This window comes from Rhizobium sp. BK376 (assembly GCF_004341625.1).
In the GTDB taxonomy this organism is placed as follows: Bacteria; Pseudomonadota; Alphaproteobacteria; order Rhizobiales; family Rhizobiaceae; genus Rhizobium.
In genome coordinates, this window is record NZ_SLZG01000009.1 from 194,361 (window position 1) to 213,186 (window position 18,826).

Sequence of the window (18,826 nt, forward strand, 5' to 3'; positions counted from 1 at the left end):
GGCCGCGTTTGCGAACGTCTCAGGAGAAGGCGATGGTTGCGACGCTGATCGTTCCGGGATTGAATGGTTCTGCCGAAGGTCACTGGCAGCGTCACTGGGCGCGCGACCATGCATCCGCATCGATCGTTCGGCAATCGTCGTGGTCGAAACCTGTACTCCGCGAATGGCTGGCCAATCTGGAGACGGCGATCGAACGGGCAGGGGAAGCGTGGCTCGTCGCCCATAGCCTCGGCTGTCTGCTCGCCGCTAATCTGGCCCGGCGTCCAATCGCATCTCGGGTGAAGGGCGCATTGCTCGTCGCCCCCTGCGATCTCGAGCGGACCACAAGGCTACATCCCGGCATCATCGATTTCGGAGCGATGCCGGATACGCCACTGCAATTTCCGACTATCGCTGTCGGGAGCCGCAACGATCCCTACATGGCCTTCGAGCAGCTGCATCGCATCGCTTTCTTTTGGGGAAGCGATGCGGTCGATCTCGGTTATGCGGGCCACATAAATATCGCGAGCGGTTTCGGCCGTTGGGAGCAGGGTTACGACCTCTTTGCTGCCCTTGCGGCAAAAGCCGATCAGCGCAATGTCCGGCGGCCGGCTGCACGTCCTCTCGAGGTGCTTTTCGGAACGCTTCATTGAGACCGTCACACCGGCTCTGGAAAGAGGCCGTGGCAGGCCTCGCCAAGAAAGCGCTTGCTAAGGCCGCAGTTTCGCGCTTTCATATACGACCAAAGAGGTAGATTATTATGGCGACCTAGCCTGCATGGTCGGACCGGAGCGGTTCCGGGCATAGGATGCAAGGTAAGCTTGATGGCCACCGACGGGTGGAAAGGGTTCCGGGCCATAGCCGGAATCGAATGGGCGGCCAGGCGTTTGTAACGGCCGCAAAGCTGCGGCGATTGGCAGGCGTATTTTTCAGAGTGCCGAGAAAAGCATGATCGACCACCTCCGGTGAAGGAGTTGATATGACGGTTCGAGGACTATTCTCTTCCAAGGCAAGCGCTTCGGCCCAGCCGTACGGCATGCCTCGCATCGCTGTCGTCGGTCGCGGGTTTTCAGGCATGATGACAGCGATTGCTCTGATGAGGACGGTGATGACGCCGTTCCATCTGCAGCTTTTCGATCCCGATTCCCGCGTCAGCGGCGGGCAGGCACTCGCCTCGGGGCATTCCAGCGAAATTCTCAACAGCCGTGTGCGCGATCTTTCGGTTTCCGCGGGCGATCCCGATGATTTCAACGACTGGCTCTGTAGCAACGCCGATTTCCGAGCGGCCGTCCCGGCTGCCATTCCCGGTTTTCTACAGATATTCGTGCCAAAGAGTATTTTCAGCGATTACGTTTACCAGCGCTTTTCCGAAGCTCTTTCCTCCCGCCGCGATATTACAGTGCAGGTCAGCAACGAGCCGGTGATCGGTGTCAGCCGTAGCCATGGAGGCCGCTGGCTGGTGAAGAGCGCCGGTGCAACCAACCCGCTGTTCGATACCGTCATCCTCGCAACCGGATATGGTCTTGGCAATCGGTCCGAAAGTCCGGTAGACCAAGCGGTCGAGCCGACCGCGGTGCGGGCAAGGCGGCTGGTCTCTCGTCCCCATACTGTTCTGCTCGGCAGCGGCCTGAGAGTGGTCGACCGGCTGCTGCAGATGCGCGACAGCGGCTATACCGGCCAGATCACCATCATCTCGAAGCATGGTTTCCTGCCTCAAAGCCATACGCGGATATCCGCGGACCCCGTCTTTCCCTCAGAGACCATGCCGACGCGGTTGAGCGAGATCGTTCGATTTATCCGCAGAGCTTGCCAGGATGCGGAGGCGGAGGGGCAAAACTGGCAATCGGTCATGAACGGCCTGCGCAAGCATGCGCGTTCTCTCTGGCGCTCCCTGCCGGCGCACGAGAAGCAGCAATTCAACCGGCATCTCCGCGCGCTCTATGACAGCCACCGCAATCGACTGCCGGAGGCTTTGCATCTGCGGTTGAAGCGGGAGCTTGCCGAGGGCAACACCCTGCTGCGCCGGGGCGAGGTCATCAGGCAAACGCCGACGGGGCTCGTGTTCAAGCAGGCCGGGCAGGCCGGCGAAGAGACGATCTACGCGGATCAGGTCCTTGATTGCCGCTGCCAGGCGCCTGACCTCGGTACCCCGCTGATGCGCAGCCTGATCGATGGCGGACTTGCCGGGCCTGATGAGCTTGGCCTGGGGCTTGCCGTTACGGCCATCGGCGAGCTTTCCGCAAATGGACGAATGACGGACGGTCTTTTTGCCATCGGGCCGGTGGGACTGGGGAGTTTGCCGGATATCGATCTCGTGCCGGAGATCGTTACGCAATCCTATGCCGCCGCAGAGAGCATCGCCTCGCGTTTCTATCCGCGCTGCAAGGCGGTCTAGGCGCTTAAAACGCCAAAAAAATTTTCCACTTGTCGGAACCTTCCGCCAGCTGGCGCGTTTACGGCGCGGATTTATGATTTCATGGGTCCGAGGGGGAATACTTATCATTCTTAAATGCCCTGCCGAAAGATATGCGGTATGGGCTCTGTCGTGAACATGATCCGGTTTCATTATTCTTTTTTCAAATCTGTGCCTGTCATCCTCGCTATTGGGGCAGTCATTCTGTTTGCGATTGTTTTGGGCGCTCTTTTCTTCAGCCAGCGCGCCGGCGATGAGTCGACCGATGCGGTCGCCGCCAACCGTTTGAACCTGCGCATTCTCAGGCTTCTGAGTTCAATCCAGGATGCTGAAACAGGTCAGCGCGGTTTTCTTCTTACCGGTGACGAGCGATATCTGGGGCCGTTCACCAGATCCGTTTCCACATTGCCGTCGGAGATGGCTGCCGTGTCGCCGCTGCTGGCTCAGCTTGACTTGCCTCAAGCGTCCATCGATCAGTTGAAGGATTTGATGGCGAAGAAGCTTTCAGAATTGCAGCGGACGGTCGATCTGCAGAGAGCTGGCGATACGGCGGGTGCGCTTGCTGTCGTCAAGTCGAACGAAGGCATCCGTCAGATGGACGAGATCCGCGATATCATCGGCCAGCTCCAGCAATCGGGGATTCAAAATTCCGCCATCCACATCAATGCGTTGAGATCCACGACCACATGGCTCTCGATCATCATCGCCATCAGCGCGGCACTTCTCGTTGTTCTGGCAGGCGGAGCGATGCGGCTCATTTACGATCATACCCGTCAGATCGAACAGGCTCAGAACGAGCTGTCGCATATCAACGAGAATCTGGAAGAGACGGTTGCCGCTCGCACCGAGAGCCTGCAGCGGGCCAACAGTGAATTGCAGACATACGCCTACATCGTCAGCCATGACCTGCGGGCGCCGCTGGTCAATATCATGGGCTTCACCGAAGAGCTGGATCGCGCAAGCGGCGTATTCAGAAGCTATCTGAGCAGTACTGATGCCAATCCTGCCGATCCGGATGCAAAGCTCGCGATCGAAGCTGTCGAAACCGATATCCCGGAAGCACTGGGTTTCATCCGTTCCTCCATGCGCAGGATGGACAATCTCATCAACCAGATATTGGTGATGGCAAGGGCCGGCAATCGAGAGCTCAGGCGCGAACGGATCAAGCTCGGCGATCTCGTCGAGGAGATGCTTGCGACTTTGAGGCATCGTCTCGACGAGGACGATATTGCGGTGGACATGGCGGACAATCTGCCCGATGTTCAATCCGATCGGCTTGCGCTACAGCAGATCGTCGGCAACCTGCTCGACAACGCCATCAAATATATGGATCGCGAAAAGGCGGGGCGGATCGGGATTCGTGGCTGGCGTCATGGCATGTCGGTCACCCTGGAAATCAGTGACAATGGCAGAGGGATCGCCGATGGCGATCGGGAGCGAATTTTCGAGCTCTTTCGACGTTCCGGCCGGCAGGATCGGCCGGGTGACGGCGTGGGGCTCGCGCATGTTCGTGCGTTGACGAGGCGCTTGGGTGGCGACGTCAGAGTGCAGTCGACTTTCGGTGAGGGAACGACCTTTCAGGTTACGGTCGCGGCCGATCTGGAAAAAATGAAAAAGGAAGAAGCAGGGGCATGATGCAGGTACCGCATACCGTCAAGATCGTGATGATCGAGGACGATGAAGGGCACGCAAGACTGATCGAGAAGAACATCCGGCGAGCCGGTGTGACCAATGAACTGGTGCCTTTCGTCACCGGCGGCGAAGCGCTCGACTATCTGCTCGGTCCGGACGGCAGCGGTGAGGTCTGGCGTGGGCAGCCGATCCTCATTCTGCTCGACCTCAATCTCCCCGATATGAGCGGGCTCGACATTCTCGAGCGCATCAAGGCCAACGCCCATATGCGCCGGATCATGGTGATCGTGCTGACGACGACGGATGACCCGCGCGAGATCGCGCGTTGCTATGATCTCGGCGCCAATGTCTATGTCGCGAAACCGATGCAATATGACAAGTTCGTTCACGCGATCCAGCAGCTTGGCATGTTCGTCTCGATCATGAAGATACCGGAGGTCGAATGAGCGACCAGGGCGCCGATGGGGATGCAGCCATCCACATCCTCTATATCGATGACGATGATGCGCTGGGCATGCTCATGCGCCGGAACCTGGGTCGACGCGGCTTTCAGGTGCACCTGGCGCTTGATGGCAAAGCAGGGCTTGAGAGGCTTGCAGAAGGCGGCATCGATGCCATCGTGCTCGATCATTTCCTGAAAGGGGAGACGGGGCTCGATATTCTGCCGTCAATCGTTGCGATACCCGACCATCCGCCGGTCATTTATGCCACCGGCTCCGTCGATACCAGTGTTGCGGTGGCGGCGTTGAAGGCCGGTGCTGACGACTATGTGTTGAAAAGTGCCTCGCCCGATTATTTCGATCTCCTGGCGGCGGCCCTGGACCAAGGCCTGGAGCGCGCGCGCTTTCGCCGCGACACCCTGAAGGCTCAGGACGAAATCAGGCAGGCCAGGGATCGAGCCGAACTGATGCTTGCCGAAGTCAATCATCGCATTGCCAACAGTCTCGGCCTCGTCGCCGCGCTCATCCGCATGCAGGCATCGGTGGCGAAGGACAAGGGAACGGTCGACGCGCTGCAGGAAACGCAGATGCGTATCAATGCCATCGCCAGCGTTCATCGGCGCCTCTACACAAGCCACGAGGTCGGCACAGTCCAACTCGACGAGTATTTGGAAAATCTGTTGAACGAGCTTGAGGCTTCGATGCGCGACGACGAGCGTCCGCATCGCATAGCGCTCGTTTGTCGCGGCCTCAATCTGTCGACCGACAAGGTCATCACGCTTGGCCTTATTGTCAGCGAGCTTGTGACCAATGCCTTCAAATATGCCTATCCGGAAAGTGTCCCCGGCGAAATCCGGGTGACGGTGGCTTGCAGCGAGGATGGCCTGCTGACTGTGCACGTCGAGGATGATGGCGTCGGCTTCGATCGAAATGCGGCAGCAAAGGGTACTGGCCTCGGAACCAAGATCCTTTCGGCCATGGCGTCCAGTCTGAAGTCCGAGATCAACTATGATCCGGATCATCAGGGCACGCGCGCCATTCTGGTTTTCTCCATCGACTGAGCGCCAGAGCCGGCATTGCTTCGATCATCGATGAACCTATCTGCGCATGCGAGGTCCGTTGCGTCTAGGAGAAACAAATGACGGAAAGGCTGTTGGTGTGCAAACCGGAGGAGGTACTTTCCTTCTGGTTCGAGCAGTGCTCGCGAGAAGATTGGTTCGGGTCGTCGCTTGCCCTGAACGAACAGATTCGCCGCCGCTTCGGCGATACGCATCTGGCTCTCGCAGGCGGCGTTCTCGGCACCTGGCGTGCCAGCCCGGAAAATCGGCTTGCAGCGATCATCGTCCTCGATCAATTTCCACGGAATATCTATCGCGGCACTGCGCTGGCGTTTGCGACCGACGGTCTGGCACTTCATGAGGCAAAGGCGGCGCTGAACGTCGGAGCCGATCAGGCTGTCCCGCGGGAGCATCGGCATTTCTTCTATTTGCCGTTCGAACATTCGGAAGACCTGATCGAACAGGAGAAATCGGTCGAATTGTTCACGTCGCTCGGCGACGAGGAATACACCGACTATGCGATCCGCCATCAATCGGTCATTGCGGGATATGGCAGGTTTCCGCACAGGAATATCGTTCTCGGCAGGATATCGACCGTGGCCGAACAGGATTATCTGGCCATGCCCGATGCCGGCTTTTGAATTATAAGCACGGGCGTCGCCTTTCTGTCGCCTTTCTTTGCTTTAGAACGCAACGGACCTATTGTGGCGCCCGGCGACTCTGTTCCGTTACGCCGGAAATTCAATCTGCGACGAGGAGCTTTGCTTGCGTTTGCCAAAACATCTTCTCCGGATCTTCCTGCTGCTTGCCATTGCCGCCGGCGCTTTCGATCTGCCGACAGGACCGGTATGGGCGCAGGAGCAGCAGTCGCAACAACCGGCGCCGTCGGCTGCCCAGCAGCCCGCACAGCCCCAGTCTGCACAGCCGCAGAAGCCACAGCCAGAAGCTACCCAGCTGGCCAATGGCCTGCTCGACCGGGCGGCTTCCGATCTTGACGCTGCCAAGAAGCAATTTGCGACTCTTGCTGACAGTGCAAAGCAAAGCGCATCCGATGACGAGACGCTTGTCGCGCTTTCCGGCAAGGCCGACACGCTGAACCGTTCCGTTGCCGGCATAACCGGAACGCTGAAACCGCGCTTTGACGAGATCAATGCACGGTTGACGCAGCTTGGCGATCCTCCGAAGCAGGGACAGCCGCCGGAAGCCGCAATCGTCACGCAGGAACGCGACCGCCTGATTGCGGAGCGGACCCAGATCAATGCCGTCATGGGAGACGCTGACAATCTGACCGCAGCGACGTCGAGGCTTTCGGGTAACTTGATGGAGATGCGACGCGAACTCTTCACCGAGACGCTGTTCAAGCGCACGGAGGTCTCGGCTTCCATGCTCGACGATGCCGGCGCCGCCTTCGTCCAGGAGATCGGGGAATTCAGCGGCGCGTTGGCGAGCTGGGCGACCTTCGTCTGGAAATTCAAGCAGGTGTCTCTCTTTACGTCGGTGCTTCTGTCGCTGGCGGCCGCGCTGATTTTCCTTTCCGGCGGTTACCGGCTCTTTGGCCGATATTTCCAGCGTGACGAGACGATCGAAAATCCGTCCTATATCAGCCGGCTTTCGATCGCCTTCTGGTCGACGACAATCCGGACCTTGTCGCTGACGGCCTTTCTCGTCACCTCCTATTTTTTCCTGTCCAATTTCAATGTGCTGAGACCTGACATTGCGCCTGTCATGGCCGCGGTCTTCGGACTGATCGGGTTCGTCTATTTCGTCGGCCGCGTGATCAACGCGGTATTCACGCCGTTCCAGCCTCACTGGCGCCTCGTGAAGCTGTCGAACAAGGGCGCATATTCGCTAGGCTGGTGTCTGCTGGCCATGACGATCGTCAACGGGCTGGATTTCGTGCTCAATCGTGTGAGCGAATCTCTGGGGTCGCCGGTCGTCGTCACGGTGGCAAAGAGCTTCGTTGCATCGCTGATCATCGGGCTCATCTTCATCGCGGCATCCTTCGGCAAGCCGATCCTTGCCAAGAATGGAGATCCGGATGCGCCGGGCAGGCATTGGCCGCACGGCATGGCGATCATTCTAAGAGTGATCGGCTTCCTGCTGATCTTTACCGCGATGATCGGCTATGTTGGGCTTGCGCGCTTCATCGCCGGACAATTGATCGTTACCAGCGCTGTCATCGTCACCATGTATCTCGGCATCCAGCTCGGAAAGGCCGTATCGAGCCAGGAGACTTTTCCCGAAACGAAGTTGGCGCGTTTCCTGGAGAAGCGCTTCAAGATCGGCGAAGTCGCACTCGATCAGGCGGGGCTGGTCGCAGGGCTTGCCATCTACGCTTTCGCCTTGATGACCGGCATTCCGTTGATCCTGCTCTCCTGGGGCTTCCACATCCAGGATCTTGAGTTGTTTGCCTACCGGCTGTTTACGGAAATCAAGCTCGGCAACATCAGCATTTCGCTGGTCGGCATTTTTGCCGGCGTCCTGTTTTTCCTGGGCGGCTATCTCATCACGCGCTGGTTCCAGCGCTGGCTCGACGGCAATGTCATGGCGCGCGGCCAGATCGACATGGGCGTGCGCAACTCGGTCAAGACGGGCATCGGCTATCTCGGTGTTGCTGTTGCGGCGATCATCGGCATTTCGGCGGCCGGCATCGATCTCTCCAGTCTTGCTCTGGTCGCCAGCGCGCTCTCCGTCGGTATCGGTTTTGGCCTGCAGAACATCGTGTCGAACTTTGTCTCCGGCCTGATCCTGCTTGTCGAACGGCCATTCAAGGTCGGTGACTGGATCGTGTCGGGCACATCCGAAGGCATCGTGAAGCGCATTTCTGTCCGCGCGACGGAGATCGAGACTTTCCGCAAGCAGTCCATCATCGTACCGAATTCTGAACTGATCAACGCATCGCTCGGCAACTGGACGCACCGCAATCGCCTCACGCGCGCCGAGATTCCCGTTTCCGTCAGCTACGATTGCGATCCGCAGAAGGTGATGGATATTCTTCTGGAACTCGTCCACCAGGTTCCCAAGGTGCTGAGAAATCCGGAACCGCATGTCGAGTTCCTGCGCTTCGGTCCGTTCTCGCTGGACTTCGAGATGCGCTTCTATTTGGCCGATCTTTCCGACGGAATGCCGATCAAGAACAATCTGCGCATCGCGATCCTGCAGCGTTTCAAGACAGAGGGGATTACTATCCCCTATCCGACGCAGGAGCTGAATATCCGGCAGGATCAGTTGCAGCCGAGCTTCGTGGAGGTGCCCGCGGATGCCGTTGAGACGCCTGCCGAAACGCCTGCTGAGCCGGTTGTAGCTACCGATCGCGAGGAAGCTCCGACCATCGCCGCCAACGAGCGGCATGAAGTCCAGAGCCGTGCCGGTCGTCGCCGCGGCGGATGATCGCACCTGTCGGATTACGATCTGATGGGAAACCCCGTCTAATGATCGGGATTCGGTATTTGATCGATAGTTATTGCTGAGGACTATACTCGGGCGGCCAAGTGCCGCCCGTTTCATTTTGTGACGACATTGGTCGAATTAACTGAAATTCAAAAGCTTACGTGTAAGGCTATAGCCAGTGGGAGCCAATTTTCATTTGAAGGTTTGTCATGGCGTTTTTAGGCGTTTCGGGAATGCAATATTCCGGAGGATCTTTTGCGGGCGCTCGTATTCTGCTCGCGGAGGACTCCAATGTTTTTACATCGATGATCGGCTCCAAGCTGAAGGAGTTATTCGACATCGACGTCGAAATCTGCCGGAGCTTCGAAGAGCTGCAGCTCGCGTATGACAAATCTTCCGAGCCGATCAAGCTGGCGATCTCCAACATCAATCTTCCGGGTGCCGAAAACGGCGAGGCCCTGGAATACCTCGTCGATCTCAGCATCCCGACGATTGTCTTCACCGGCACCTTTCATGAAGGCATGCGCGACGAGCTGATGGCGAAGGATGTGGTGGACTATATCCTGAAGGATAATATCTACGCCGTCGACCTGCTGGCAGAGTCCGTCTGCCGCTTCCTGACGAACCATCGCCACCATGTTCTGATCGTCGACGACAGCGCGACGGCCCGCGCGCTGCTTTCGAGCCGCCTGAAGCGCTATAATTTCCGCGTCAGCGTCGCCGATAGCGGCGGCAAGGCGCTGGAGATCCTCAAGGCGCATCGCGATATCGGCCTGATGATCACGGACTACAACATGCCCGATATTGACGGTTTCGAACTGACGCGGCGTATCCGCGCCAATATCGGCTCGCACCAGCTGCGTATCATCGGCGTCTCGTCCTCGACCAACCGCCTCTTGTCCGCACGCTTCCTGAAGGCCGGCGGAAACGACTTTATGCTCAGGCCCTTCATCGACGAGGAATTCTACTGCCGCGTCAACCAGAACCTGGACACGCTGCTGCAGATCCAGACGATGCACCGCGCGCCTGTCAGGGCGTAATGACAACAGCTGGCGGTTGGGTGCCCCGACAGTTGGAGCATCCCACCGCCTGCTTGCGGGCTCCGCACGCTTTCTGCAATTTTTAGTTCTATTTTAATCACGAATTCCCTTCACGCCTCACTGTCGGGGCGATATCGCTTTGGTCAGAGGAAGCGCGTGCGAATCGAGCATGCGTGCACGTGAGGGGATGAACGGATTGTCAGTCCAAGTGGATTTGCTGGAAGATGCTCATGTGCATCGCCGCGATCGCCAGAAGATACTTCTGGTCGAGGACTCGCGCATGTTTTCCTCCGTTCTATCCCATCGCTTCCAGACGGAGCTTGGCCTCGACGTCACCCATTGCGCTTCGCTGAAAGTCCTGAACGAAGTTCTGGGCAACAGCGGACATGATTTCACCATGGCTGTCGTCGACCTGAATCTTCCGGATTCGCCTTATGGCGAAGCACTGGATGCGGCAATCGGCTACGCTGTGCCTACTATCGTCTTCACCGCGTCCTTCAACGAGCAGGTGCGCGACCGGATCATGGAGCATAGCGTCGTCGATTATGTGCTGAAGGACAACGAGTTTGCGCTCGACAATCTCGTTTCAGCTGTCAGGCGTGCGATTTCCAATCGCAAGACTCGTGTTCTTGTCGTGGACGATCTGGTCTCGGCGCGTCGTGCGCTCGTCGACCTGCTCGAGGCGCAGCAATTCATGGTGGCCGAAGCGGGCACCGGCGTCGAAGCGCTCGCGGTGCTGGACGAATATGCCGACATCGAGCTCGTGGTGACCGATCATCATATGCCAGATATGGATGGCTATGAACTGACGCGGCGCATTCGTCGCCGCTATGGGTCGGACCGGCTGCGGGTCATCGGCGTCTCCTCGTCGACGGACCGGTTGCTGTCCGCGGCCTTCCTGAAGGCGGGTGCCAGCGATTTCGTCTATCGTCCCTTTGTTCCGGAAGAGCTGGCTTGCCGCATCGCGCACAATGTCGAGACGCTGATGCAGATCAAGCAGCTGCGGGCAGCCGCTTCCAGCGACTACCTGACCGGGCTCTACAACAGGCGTTATTTCTACGACCAGGGCCCGAGGATCGTGAATGAATGCCTGCGCGAATCCCGCCCGGCTTCGGTTGCCATTCTCGATATCGATCATTTCAAGCGGCTGAACGACACCTATGGCCACGAAATCGGCGACAAGGTTTTGAAGGCCGTGGCGATGCGACTGAATTCCCTGTTCGAGGGAAGCGACAACCTGCTGTCGCGGCTTGGCGGCGAGGAATTTGCCATACTGTTCAACGAGCTGGATTCAAGGGCTGCCACTGCGCTTTGCGACAAGGTGCGCGCCGATCTGGCGACTTTGAAGGTCAATGCCGACGGTGAGGACCTGTCGGTGACAGTTTCGATCGGCGTGGCCGAAATCGTCGATTACGAAACCTTCGAGAACTATCTCAACGCCGCCGACCAGTTCCTCTATATGGCCAAGCACAAGGGCCGCAACCTAGTCTATTCCGACGTCAAGATGGCGGAAGAGGCGGCCCGCTGAACCGCCTCTACTGGATATTCTGCTTGCCGGTCAGCCTCAGATGACCACGCCGGTTCGCGATGTCGACATGTTGAGCTTGCGTTCGGCACGCTCCTGCTGCGGCGAGCGATTGTAGAGTTCGCGATAACACTTGGAGAAGTGCGAGGCGGAGACGAAGCCGCAGGCAACCGCCACTTCGACGACGGGCATGGAAGACTGCACCAGCAGGTGGCGGGCGCGATCGAGGCGGATTTCCAGATAGTAGCGGGCAGGGGAGCGGCCCATTTCCTGGCGGAAAAGACGCTCGATCTGACGGCGCGACAGGCCGGCATCGTCGGCGATATCAAGCAGCGACAGCGGTTCTGCCAGATTGCTTTCCATATGCTCGATGATCGACAGTACCTTGGCATTCTGGACACCGAGACGGGCCCGGAGAGGCAGACGCTGGCGATCGTGTGGGCTACGGACGCGATCGGTCAGCGCTTGCTCACAGACGCGGTTGACCAGCGTTTCGCCAAAATCCTGACCGATGAGGTTGAGCATCATATCGAGGGACGCAGTACCGCCGGCGCAGGTATAGAGGTTGCTGTCGACTTCATAGAGGTCGGCGTAAACTTCCGCCTGCGGAAATGCTTCGGCAAAGCCGGGCAGGTTCTCCCAGTGGATCGCGCAGCGCTTGCCGTTCAGCAATCCAGCCTGGGCAAGCACATGTGCGCCCGTACAGAGGCTGCCGACGGCAACGCCACGATTGTAGCTTTCGCGCAGCCAGGCATTTACCGATTTGTTGTGGAATTCCTCGACATAGATACCTGAGGATACGAGCACCATGTTCGGGCGGTTCTCGCCGCCGAGATAGCGCCGCTCGTCCGCCAGCGACGAGTTCACCTCTATGCCGATGCCGCTGGAGGAATAGACCTTCTGACCGTCCGTCGACGCCAGCCGCCATGTGTAGGCGGAGTAGCCAAGCATTCTGTTCGCGATCCGCAGCGTTTCGATCGCAGCGGAAAACGGCAGCATGGTGAAGTGAGGAACCAGAAAGAAAACCAGTGAACGCTTCTTGATCGGTGTCTTGCTCATGTCGGAAAATCCATGCTGCACAACCATCCTACATTCCTCGCGTCAAACGTGGCGGGCCGATAGTCTGATAGCGACATTCACATGGATATTCGCGGCTGCAAAGTGTTATTTGTGCGACATTTCTAAAGTTGATGACGTCATAGCGCCGCAGAGAGCGGTCTTTGACGGCATTTGTTTTTTATGTGTATGAAAATCAATGTAAAAACGGGAAGGTGAAATTGGGGAAGAGCAGCGCTGCTTGGGGTTGAGCGCTGCTCTCAGATTTTATCGCATGTCGCAATCATTGCATCCCCTTGCGGCGATTGCCGATGTCGGTTGCTGGCCAGCCGAAATCCTTGCGCATGTCGAAGGACATGGATTCAATTTCACGCGCATCGCGCCACTGCTGCCACTTGCCGGCAAGCCGGCCTGCATAGGCGGAGATTTGCGTGAATATGCCGCTGTCGGAATGAAGCGAGTGCCCCCGTCCGCTGTTTCTGTACATGATCGTAGTCATTTCAAGGTTCCTTTTGCCTCATGTGGTCAAAAGGTCGCGACCCTTGCGTATCTATATGGGTGAATTCGATCAATCATTCAAACGAATAGATCTTATAGTTGTCATAAAAGATATTGAACTGAGGGATGGGCAAGAGCGTGAGGGCTCGTCATCGCTACGTGTCGGCACCAAACTATTCGTATTCCGAAAACCAGCTTTCTGAATTCTGGACCCTGATATTTGCGACTTCAGAATCGCTACATTTGAACAATGATTGTCAAATTAGATGCTTAGATGCGTTTGTGTTTGGGTAGCATTGCGGCGGCCGCTACCCGTCAGCAATACTAATATATTGCGATTTTCCGAAGAACAATGCGATTTCTTTAGTGCAGCCATCGCTCCATCGTCACTTGCCGTTCCGATAACGGCTGTTGAAAAAGCGCCGATCGCACCGGGGAAAGCAAAGGCGAGGGATGGCAAGGACCATCAGCGCTTATCCGTTCGCAAAGACAACCGCCAGCCGACGCCCGCCGCAGGCCTGGCGAATTCGATTCCAAGCTCCGAAAACGCCAGCACCAGCTTGTAAGCGGTTTCCGGCTTCACATCGGCGACAGACTGTTCCAGCCGCCGCACAGTCGTGTGCGCGACGCCGCTCTTCTCGCCGAGCTGGATCTGCGTCAACCCAAGAATTGCTCTCGCGGCGCGGAGCAGCGGTGGTGGCGGCACAAGGAAAATTCCGCTTACGGCATCTGACGCTGGTGCGAGATTTTGATCAAACACCAGTTCCCATCCAGCGCCTTGTTGAGGGGTTTCCAAGCGTCTTCAACGCATACACGCACTTAATACCCAGCGCAGAAAATTCATCCGATATCGGATAAGGATACTCTCGAATAGCCGCGTCATAAAGACAATCGACGCCCTCGATGTATTTCTGTATTTCTATAATTGTAACAATATCTTCATGAGACAAATGCCATTCATCTTTCATTATTTGGCACAAGGCTACAGAAAAATCATGAGGGAGACCGCATATTAAGGCCATAGAGATGCAATTTTCCAGATTTTTTTGGTCTCTAGCAGATATTGAATATGCAAGTTCAGCGGAAAGGAAGATATTCATATCGGGAACCATTTCTCGTAGCCGATCTTGGGCAATATTGAGCGATAACTCCGCAAGAAATAACTATTTCCATCAATTCTTTCGAAATCATTGTGCCTATTCTCCAATATCCGAGATAGATTTTCGTCGACGTTTTCATCGACTGATTTGTAACTTTGCTTGGCAGGGGATGAAACTTAATCCTCAAAAGTTTCATGGGTGAAGATCAGTAGCCGTCTGTCCCTCCTCCGCTGGGCTGCGCTCAGAAAAAACAATTTATGCTTGCAAAACGTGTGCCACAAGGTAGCGTGGGCGCAATAGATTCAGGAGTATCAAGTTGTCAAATCCGGAAGACGTGACTGTCCAGGGAACTACCGCTGTCACCTATGTGGACAACATGTACATCACGTTGCGTCAATCAATTATCCGGCTTCCGATTTTTATAATAGCCGCAGCGATCGGGTTCTTTTGCGTGCCGATAATATTTTCTCTGATTCATCCAGACAGTATTGCTGCTCAAGAACCAGTTCGAGAAACAGCCCGATTTATCGGTGAAAACTGGAAGCTTCCTATTGTCGCGGGCTTGCTTTACTTGCTTTTCATTCAGGTTTGCAGCGCAGCCCGCTTTCTGCGATTGCCTCTTGCCACCCGAACCCTGACATATTCAGCCGATGCAGTCGGTATGCGCTTCACCGATGGTCAAGGATCATCCGCGCAAATGCCCTGGACGACAATTCGCAAAGCCACGCGAACAACGAGATATATCATCTTGAGAATGAAAGTCGGGCGCACGCGCTTCATCGCACTCAAAGCATTTGCCGATTCAGAAAGGCTTTGGAAACTCGTCGCGACAAACGTTCCCACCCGTGGCTAGGTGGCGGGTGCGAGATGCAGAGAATAACAGTTCTTGACGAGCTGACTCATCGCAAGGATGCCTTGCGATGAGTTTGCAATCAGCGCTTGGAAGAATGGATGACCTCGCTCCCTGGTCTCGCCTGTATGGGCAAAGTACGCAGAGCCGTCGCGTTCACACTCAGCTGCGTCGGGATTGTTTTGCAGGCTGGCTTGGCTTTCACCTAGCCGGGACTATCGCAATGATCCTTTTCGCTCCGCTTGGGGCGATAGGCGGCTTGATTCTCGGAATCGCGCGGCCGGTGGATATTCTCGAATTCGTCGGCGATTTCATTAAGAATATTTCCCTTTAGCCCCGAATAGCACCCCCACCCGGAAGAATGGATGAAAGCATTCGGTCCATTGCGACCTGTCGGCCGGAGGTGTATCGGTGCTGCGCAGCAACTGGAATAACTTCATTACTCCTCTCCCCACTCCGCCAAAGCTCAAGCTGTCTCGTCTGCGGGACATTGGTTGGTCGCTGTGGGACCCGATTGGTTTACTGGGTCCCAACCGGCGGTGGGACGAGGACGAAGCCCAGGGGTTCGCAAACGAATACGATACCTATCTGGTCGAGGCTGCTGGATTGTTACGACGAGGCATTTCAGATCAAGACGTTGTAGAACTTCTCGTGGGCGCAGAGATGGCCCACATGGGCTTGGGAGGGCAGCCCGACACCTACGAACACTCAAGATCGACCGTGGCTGCTATCAAAGCGGACAAAGATCTCTGGACCTACTCTGAATAAGACGTCCGGCCGCGACCCCATCCTGACTAGGGGTGGCTGCTTTCGGCTCGAAGCAGACGCGGGACTATTCTTCTCCACGATCCACAATCATCAGAGCCGGCTGGCCTGCCGAGCCATAAATGAAACATTCGGGAAAATGCGAGGTTAGGATGCGGCCGATCCGTATACCGCCCTCATTGAAGAGGATCGTGCACCACTCGTCAGACCATACCACATCTTTGACGATGACTGGATCATCGCCAAAAGATATGTTGACCTTGACTTCGGTCCAAGCCGTTATGCCGCCATCTTCGAAAACGATGGTCGTGTCATATTCCGCCTTGTGTTGAATTGCTCTCAGCTCTTTCCCGATGGGCTTTTCGCCTATTAGGTTCATCTATCGCGCCCGACGCGGTCATTTCTACAACATCATGAGCTTTGAGGAGTAGATCGTACTGGCCTCAATCTTTCATCAGTTCCCTTCGAGCGCGTCGCCACTCATTCCAGCAGTTCTCAGGATCAATATCAAGGTAACCGCGTTCCTCGTCCATTCTTCGGGCAACGTCGCGCGGGACCGCGATTGCCTCGCAGTTATCGCGAATTTCGATGACCTCGTCCTCTGTCAGAGGACTTCCCTTGGTTCGCTCCCGATTAAGCAGCGTGGCAACGAGACTGGGTACCGGATAGATAATAAGGTTTTCGTTATCGCTCATTGAACACTCCGTGAAACCGTGGATTACCTAACCCAAAGCAGCTGCGGGAGCAAACATTGGCAAACGACAACGGCCGCCGTTGGCGCATAGCGGACCACCCACACCCGAAGTATGGGTGAGGGCCGACAAAAAAAGGCCGCTGCCAGAGCTCATCAAGGGTGGGGGCTGCCCTGCGCCACAAGGAGACATCTACCAACACCTTCTAGCCTACACTATTGGTTAGACGACGGGGGAGCGGCAGATGGACCTAATAGGCGAAAAGCTCATCGGGAAAGAGCTGAGAGCAATTCAACACAAGGCGAAATATGACACGGCCATCGTTTTCGAAGATGGCGGGATAACGGCTTGGACCGAAGTCAAGGTCAACATATCTTTTGGCGATGACCCAGTCATCGTCAAAGATGTGGTATGGTCTGACGAGTGGTGCACGATATTCTTCAATGAGGGCAATATTCGGATTAGTCGCCTCCCAACCGCGCTTAATCCTGAATGTTTCATTTATGGCTCTACAGGTCAGCCGGCTCTGATGATTGTGGATCGTGGAGAGGACTAGGCCCAGGTCTGCTTTAGGCCGGCGCCCCCCGGCAGGGTGGGGCTGCTATTGGCACTTTGGGAACGTCTCAGTCGGAAGAAGGCGGGAATCTAAACTCTGCCCATTCAACTCGTTCCTGCCAGTCAGCAAGGCCAGCCGATCGGATACGCTCAATCTGTCTGCGCTTTCGGGCAATTCTGGAGACGTCCTCGTTTTCAGCTTTCATGCTGCGTAGCTGCTCGCGGGCGGTCCAGAGTGCATCACGCCAAACTTCTTCGGAAATATATCTGCTACCCATAGCTTTAGATCTGTTAATGCGCCATCCCAGGATGCGTTGAAAATATTTCTCCCTGGCCTCCATGCCAAGACAGAAGTCGAATTATCGCGGTCATTAAGGCTCAAGACCACCCCCAGCCTCTGAATTTGAGGCACTGCGCAGGTGTGATTTTCGGTCCATTGCGGACCTCTACAAGCCGTGCGAATTTGCCTCATGAAAAATGAACATCACTCAGCGCTGGATAGTGCGCAAATCCAACTCACGCCGGAAGAATCAATCGTGCTTTTCGAGCTGCTCTCCCGATGGTGCCAAGACCAAAACGCGTCAACGCCAGAGGCCTCTTGTTTCGAAAGCACTGCCGAGGGCGCTGTACTGCATAGACTGTTGTCCGACCTTGAGAAGCAACTGGGCGCCCCATTCAAGGCTGACTATGGCACGTTGTTGAATCAAGCTCGCGATCGATTGAAAGGAACCTGGGACTATCCGACGTTGAGAGGCTGATCACTGGACGGCGGTACTCTTGGCGGCAGGCTACTAGCGATATACCGCTGCTTCTTGGGCCAAGCGGCCCACTCACATGGGCTTGGGACGGCAGCCCGACACCTACGAACACGCAAGATCGACCGTGCTGCTATCAAAGCGGACAAAGATCTCTGGACCTACTCTGAATAAGACGTCCGGCCGCCAGCTATGATTTGGGTGGGAGTTTGACCCCGAGCCGAAGATTTTCACCCACCCATACTTCAATGGCCACGTATATAGCTAACGACTATGTCCGCCGACCTTAGCTAAATTCTCAAATCCATGCCGGTCTCTCGTCAATCCAAGCTTTGCTGTCGAAAAATCAATTCACGATCCTCTAGAAATTTTACACCGTGCGAATTGACGTTCTCGATACCGGCTTTGAGCTTCTCAGAAACAACGACATGACCCCGCGACTCCCTCCATCTGCAAATGTTGAGGTCGCCAAGGCAATCATCCTGAAAAACAATCTTGGTGGAGTTTTTCACAATGAGTTCTTTTGGCTGCAGGTCGGGGACATACCATTCAATCTCCGACTGTTGCCTATCTACAAGCAATTTTGTCGTGAGCGGATAGACAGCCCAAACTTCCTTCGTGATGTCTTTGAAACGAATTTCGCACGGGTAAAATCCGACCTCGCCAGCACTGCATATTTGCTCAAAAACGAATTTCAGACGATCGGAGACGATGGCAATTGAGCCGGTAGGTGCCCAAGTCACTCCCACCCTAACCAAGGGTGGACGAGGCGTTAGCAATTAGTCCGGCCTGATCTACATGGCATCGTGATGATTGATGCAGTCGCAAGGCTACCAATATGAAGGCCGGACTGGCACCGAACAAACTCCAAATTGAACGGCACTGACATGGTGAAACTGAGAGTCGGCGCGGTGACGGCTATCTTGTTTGAGCGGGTGTTCCATATCGATATAGAGGGAGACCAAGGGTTCGAGATAGCCTCGCCCGACGATGCCGACATCCGACTACAACTCGATATCGGCCCCGAGGATGCGGATTGGACAGAAACCTTTTCGATAAGGGTGGCAACGCCCAACAA

21 protein-coding genes and 1 pseudogene are annotated in these 18,826 nt (G+C 56.1%); 15 read left to right on the forward strand and 7 right to left on the reverse strand.

Annotated elements, in window-relative coordinates; genetic code table 11:
* Positions 1–32 precede the first annotated feature (32 nt).
* The 9 genes from EV561_RS21555 (at position 33) to EV561_RS21595 (ending at position 11,480) form a co-directional block, all read left to right on the forward strand.
* Positions 33–632 (forward strand): alpha/beta hydrolase, encoded by a 600-nt coding sequence (locus EV561_RS21555; RefSeq protein WP_132524365.1) that lies wholly within the window; start codon positions 33–35, stop codon positions 630–632.
* Positions 633–958: 326 nt separating this feature from the next.
* A complete protein-coding gene (locus EV561_RS21560; protein ID WP_132524366.1) occupies positions 959–2,374 on the forward strand; it encodes an FAD/NAD(P)-binding protein in 1,416 nt (471 codons plus the stop codon).
* A gap of 138 nt (positions 2,375–2,512) precedes the next feature.
* Positions 2,513–4,027, forward strand: coding sequence for a CHASE3 domain-containing protein (locus EV561_RS21565; protein WP_165927874.1), 1,515 nt, complete (start codon positions 2,513–2,515; stop codon positions 4,025–4,027).
* Positions 4,027–4,470 (forward strand): response regulator, encoded by a 444-nt coding sequence (locus EV561_RS21570; RefSeq protein WP_132524395.1) that lies wholly within the window; start codon positions 4,027–4,029, stop codon positions 4,468–4,470. Before EV561_RS21565 ends, EV561_RS21570 begins: the two co-directional genes overlap by 1 nt.
* On the forward strand, positions 4,467–5,525 hold the full coding sequence (locus EV561_RS21575) for a histidine kinase dimerization/phosphoacceptor domain -containing protein (RefSeq protein WP_132524368.1): 1,059 nt from the start codon (positions 4,467–4,469) through the stop codon (positions 5,523–5,525). The genes EV561_RS21570 and EV561_RS21575 overlap by 4 nt, the downstream gene beginning before the upstream one ends.
* Before the next feature lie 77 nt (positions 5,526–5,602).
* Positions 5,603–6,163 (forward strand): DUF924 family protein, encoded by a 561-nt coding sequence (locus tag EV561_RS21580; RefSeq protein ID WP_132524369.1) that lies wholly within the window; start codon positions 5,603–5,605, stop codon positions 6,161–6,163.
* 124 nt (positions 6,164–6,287) lie between these two features.
* Positions 6,288–8,912 (forward strand): mechanosensitive ion channel family protein, encoded by a 2,625-nt coding sequence (locus EV561_RS21585; protein ID WP_132524370.1) that lies wholly within the window; start codon positions 6,288–6,290, stop codon positions 8,910–8,912.
* Between the two features lie 209 nt (positions 8,913–9,121).
* Positions 9,122–9,952 (forward strand): response regulator, encoded by an 831-nt coding sequence (locus EV561_RS21590; protein ID WP_132524371.1) that lies wholly within the window; start codon positions 9,122–9,124, stop codon positions 9,950–9,952.
* 280 nt (positions 9,953–10,232) lie between these two features.
* Positions 10,233–11,480: a diguanylate cyclase gene (locus EV561_RS21595; protein ID WP_165927877.1), complete on the forward strand. Its 1,248-nt coding sequence runs from the start codon at positions 10,233–10,235 to the stop codon at positions 11,478–11,480.
* A 36-nt stretch (positions 11,481–11,516) separates the two neighbouring features.
* Here EV561_RS21595 and EV561_RS21600 read toward each other — a convergent pair whose 3' ends face one another.
* The 4 genes from EV561_RS21600 to EV561_RS37260 form a co-directional block, all read right to left on the reverse strand.
* A complete protein-coding gene (locus tag EV561_RS21600; RefSeq protein ID WP_132524372.1) occupies positions 11,517–12,536 on the reverse strand; it encodes a GlxA family transcriptional regulator in 1,020 nt (339 codons plus the stop codon).
* Between the two features lie 280 nt (positions 12,537–12,816).
* Positions 12,817–13,032 (reverse strand): hypothetical protein, encoded by a 216-nt coding sequence (locus EV561_RS21605; protein ID WP_132524373.1) that lies wholly within the window; start codon positions 13,030–13,032, stop codon positions 12,817–12,819.
* 465 nt (positions 13,033–13,497) lie between these two features.
* A complete protein-coding gene (locus EV561_RS21610; protein ID WP_165927875.1) occupies positions 13,498–13,791 on the reverse strand; it encodes a helix-turn-helix transcriptional regulator in 294 nt (97 codons plus the stop codon).
* The gene (locus EV561_RS37260; RefSeq protein ID WP_165927876.1) at positions 13,784–14,131 is read right to left on the reverse strand and encodes a hypothetical protein; all 348 of its coding nucleotides are present in this window, start codon (positions 14,129–14,131) and stop codon (positions 13,784–13,786) included. The genes EV561_RS21610 and EV561_RS37260 overlap by 8 nt, the downstream gene beginning before the upstream one ends.
* Before the next feature lie 316 nt (positions 14,132–14,447).
* Here EV561_RS37260 and EV561_RS21615 point away from each other — a divergent pair, with 316 nt between their 5' ends.
* The 3 genes from EV561_RS21615 (at position 14,448) to EV561_RS21625 (ending at position 15,749) form a co-directional block, all read left to right on the forward strand.
* A complete protein-coding gene (locus EV561_RS21615) occupies positions 14,448–14,984 on the forward strand; it encodes a hypothetical protein (protein WP_132524375.1) in 537 nt (178 codons plus the stop codon).
* Between the two features lie 67 nt (positions 14,985–15,051).
* Positions 15,052–15,315: a hypothetical protein gene (locus EV561_RS21620; RefSeq protein ID WP_132524376.1), complete on the forward strand. Its 264-nt coding sequence runs from the start codon at positions 15,052–15,054 to the stop codon at positions 15,313–15,315.
* Positions 15,316–15,392: 77 nt separating this feature from the next.
* Positions 15,393–15,749, forward strand: a complete 357-nt coding sequence (locus EV561_RS21625; RefSeq protein ID WP_245512798.1) for a hypothetical protein — start codon at positions 15,393–15,395, stop codon at positions 15,747–15,749.
* 64 nt (positions 15,750–15,813) lie between these two features.
* On the opposite strand, the gene EV561_RS21630 is transcribed toward EV561_RS21625, so the two are convergent.
* The gene (locus tag EV561_RS21630) at positions 15,814–16,125 is read right to left on the reverse strand and encodes a hypothetical protein (protein WP_132524377.1); all 312 of its coding nucleotides are present in this window, start codon (positions 16,123–16,125) and stop codon (positions 15,814–15,816) included.
* 64 nt (positions 16,126–16,189) lie between these two features.
* Positions 16,190–16,441, reverse strand: coding sequence for a hypothetical protein (locus tag EV561_RS21635; protein ID WP_132524378.1), 252 nt, complete (start codon positions 16,439–16,441; stop codon positions 16,190–16,192).
* A gap of 241 nt (positions 16,442–16,682) precedes the next feature.
* On the opposite strand from EV561_RS21635, the gene EV561_RS21640 reads away from it, so the two are divergent.
* Positions 16,683–16,994, forward strand: coding sequence for a hypothetical protein (locus EV561_RS21640; RefSeq protein WP_132524379.1), 312 nt, complete (start codon positions 16,683–16,685; stop codon positions 16,992–16,994).
* 469 nt (positions 16,995–17,463) lie between these two features.
* Positions 17,464–17,751, forward strand: coding sequence for a hypothetical protein (locus EV561_RS21645; protein WP_132524380.1), 288 nt, complete (start codon positions 17,464–17,466; stop codon positions 17,749–17,751).
* Between the two features lie 317 nt (positions 17,752–18,068).
* On the opposite strand, the gene EV561_RS21650 is transcribed toward EV561_RS21645, so the two are convergent.
* Positions 18,069–18,491 carry a DUF1629 domain-containing protein gene (locus tag EV561_RS21650; protein ID WP_132524381.1) on the reverse strand — a complete coding sequence of 141 codons (423 nt, stop codon included), beginning with the start codon at positions 18,489–18,491 and terminating at the stop codon, positions 18,069–18,071.
* 129 nt (positions 18,492–18,620) lie between these two features.
* On the opposite strand from EV561_RS21650, the pseudogene EV561_RS37620 reads away from it, so the two are divergent.
* A pseudogene (locus EV561_RS37620) lies at positions 18,621–18,826 on the forward strand (immunity 8 family protein); the annotation flags it as partial.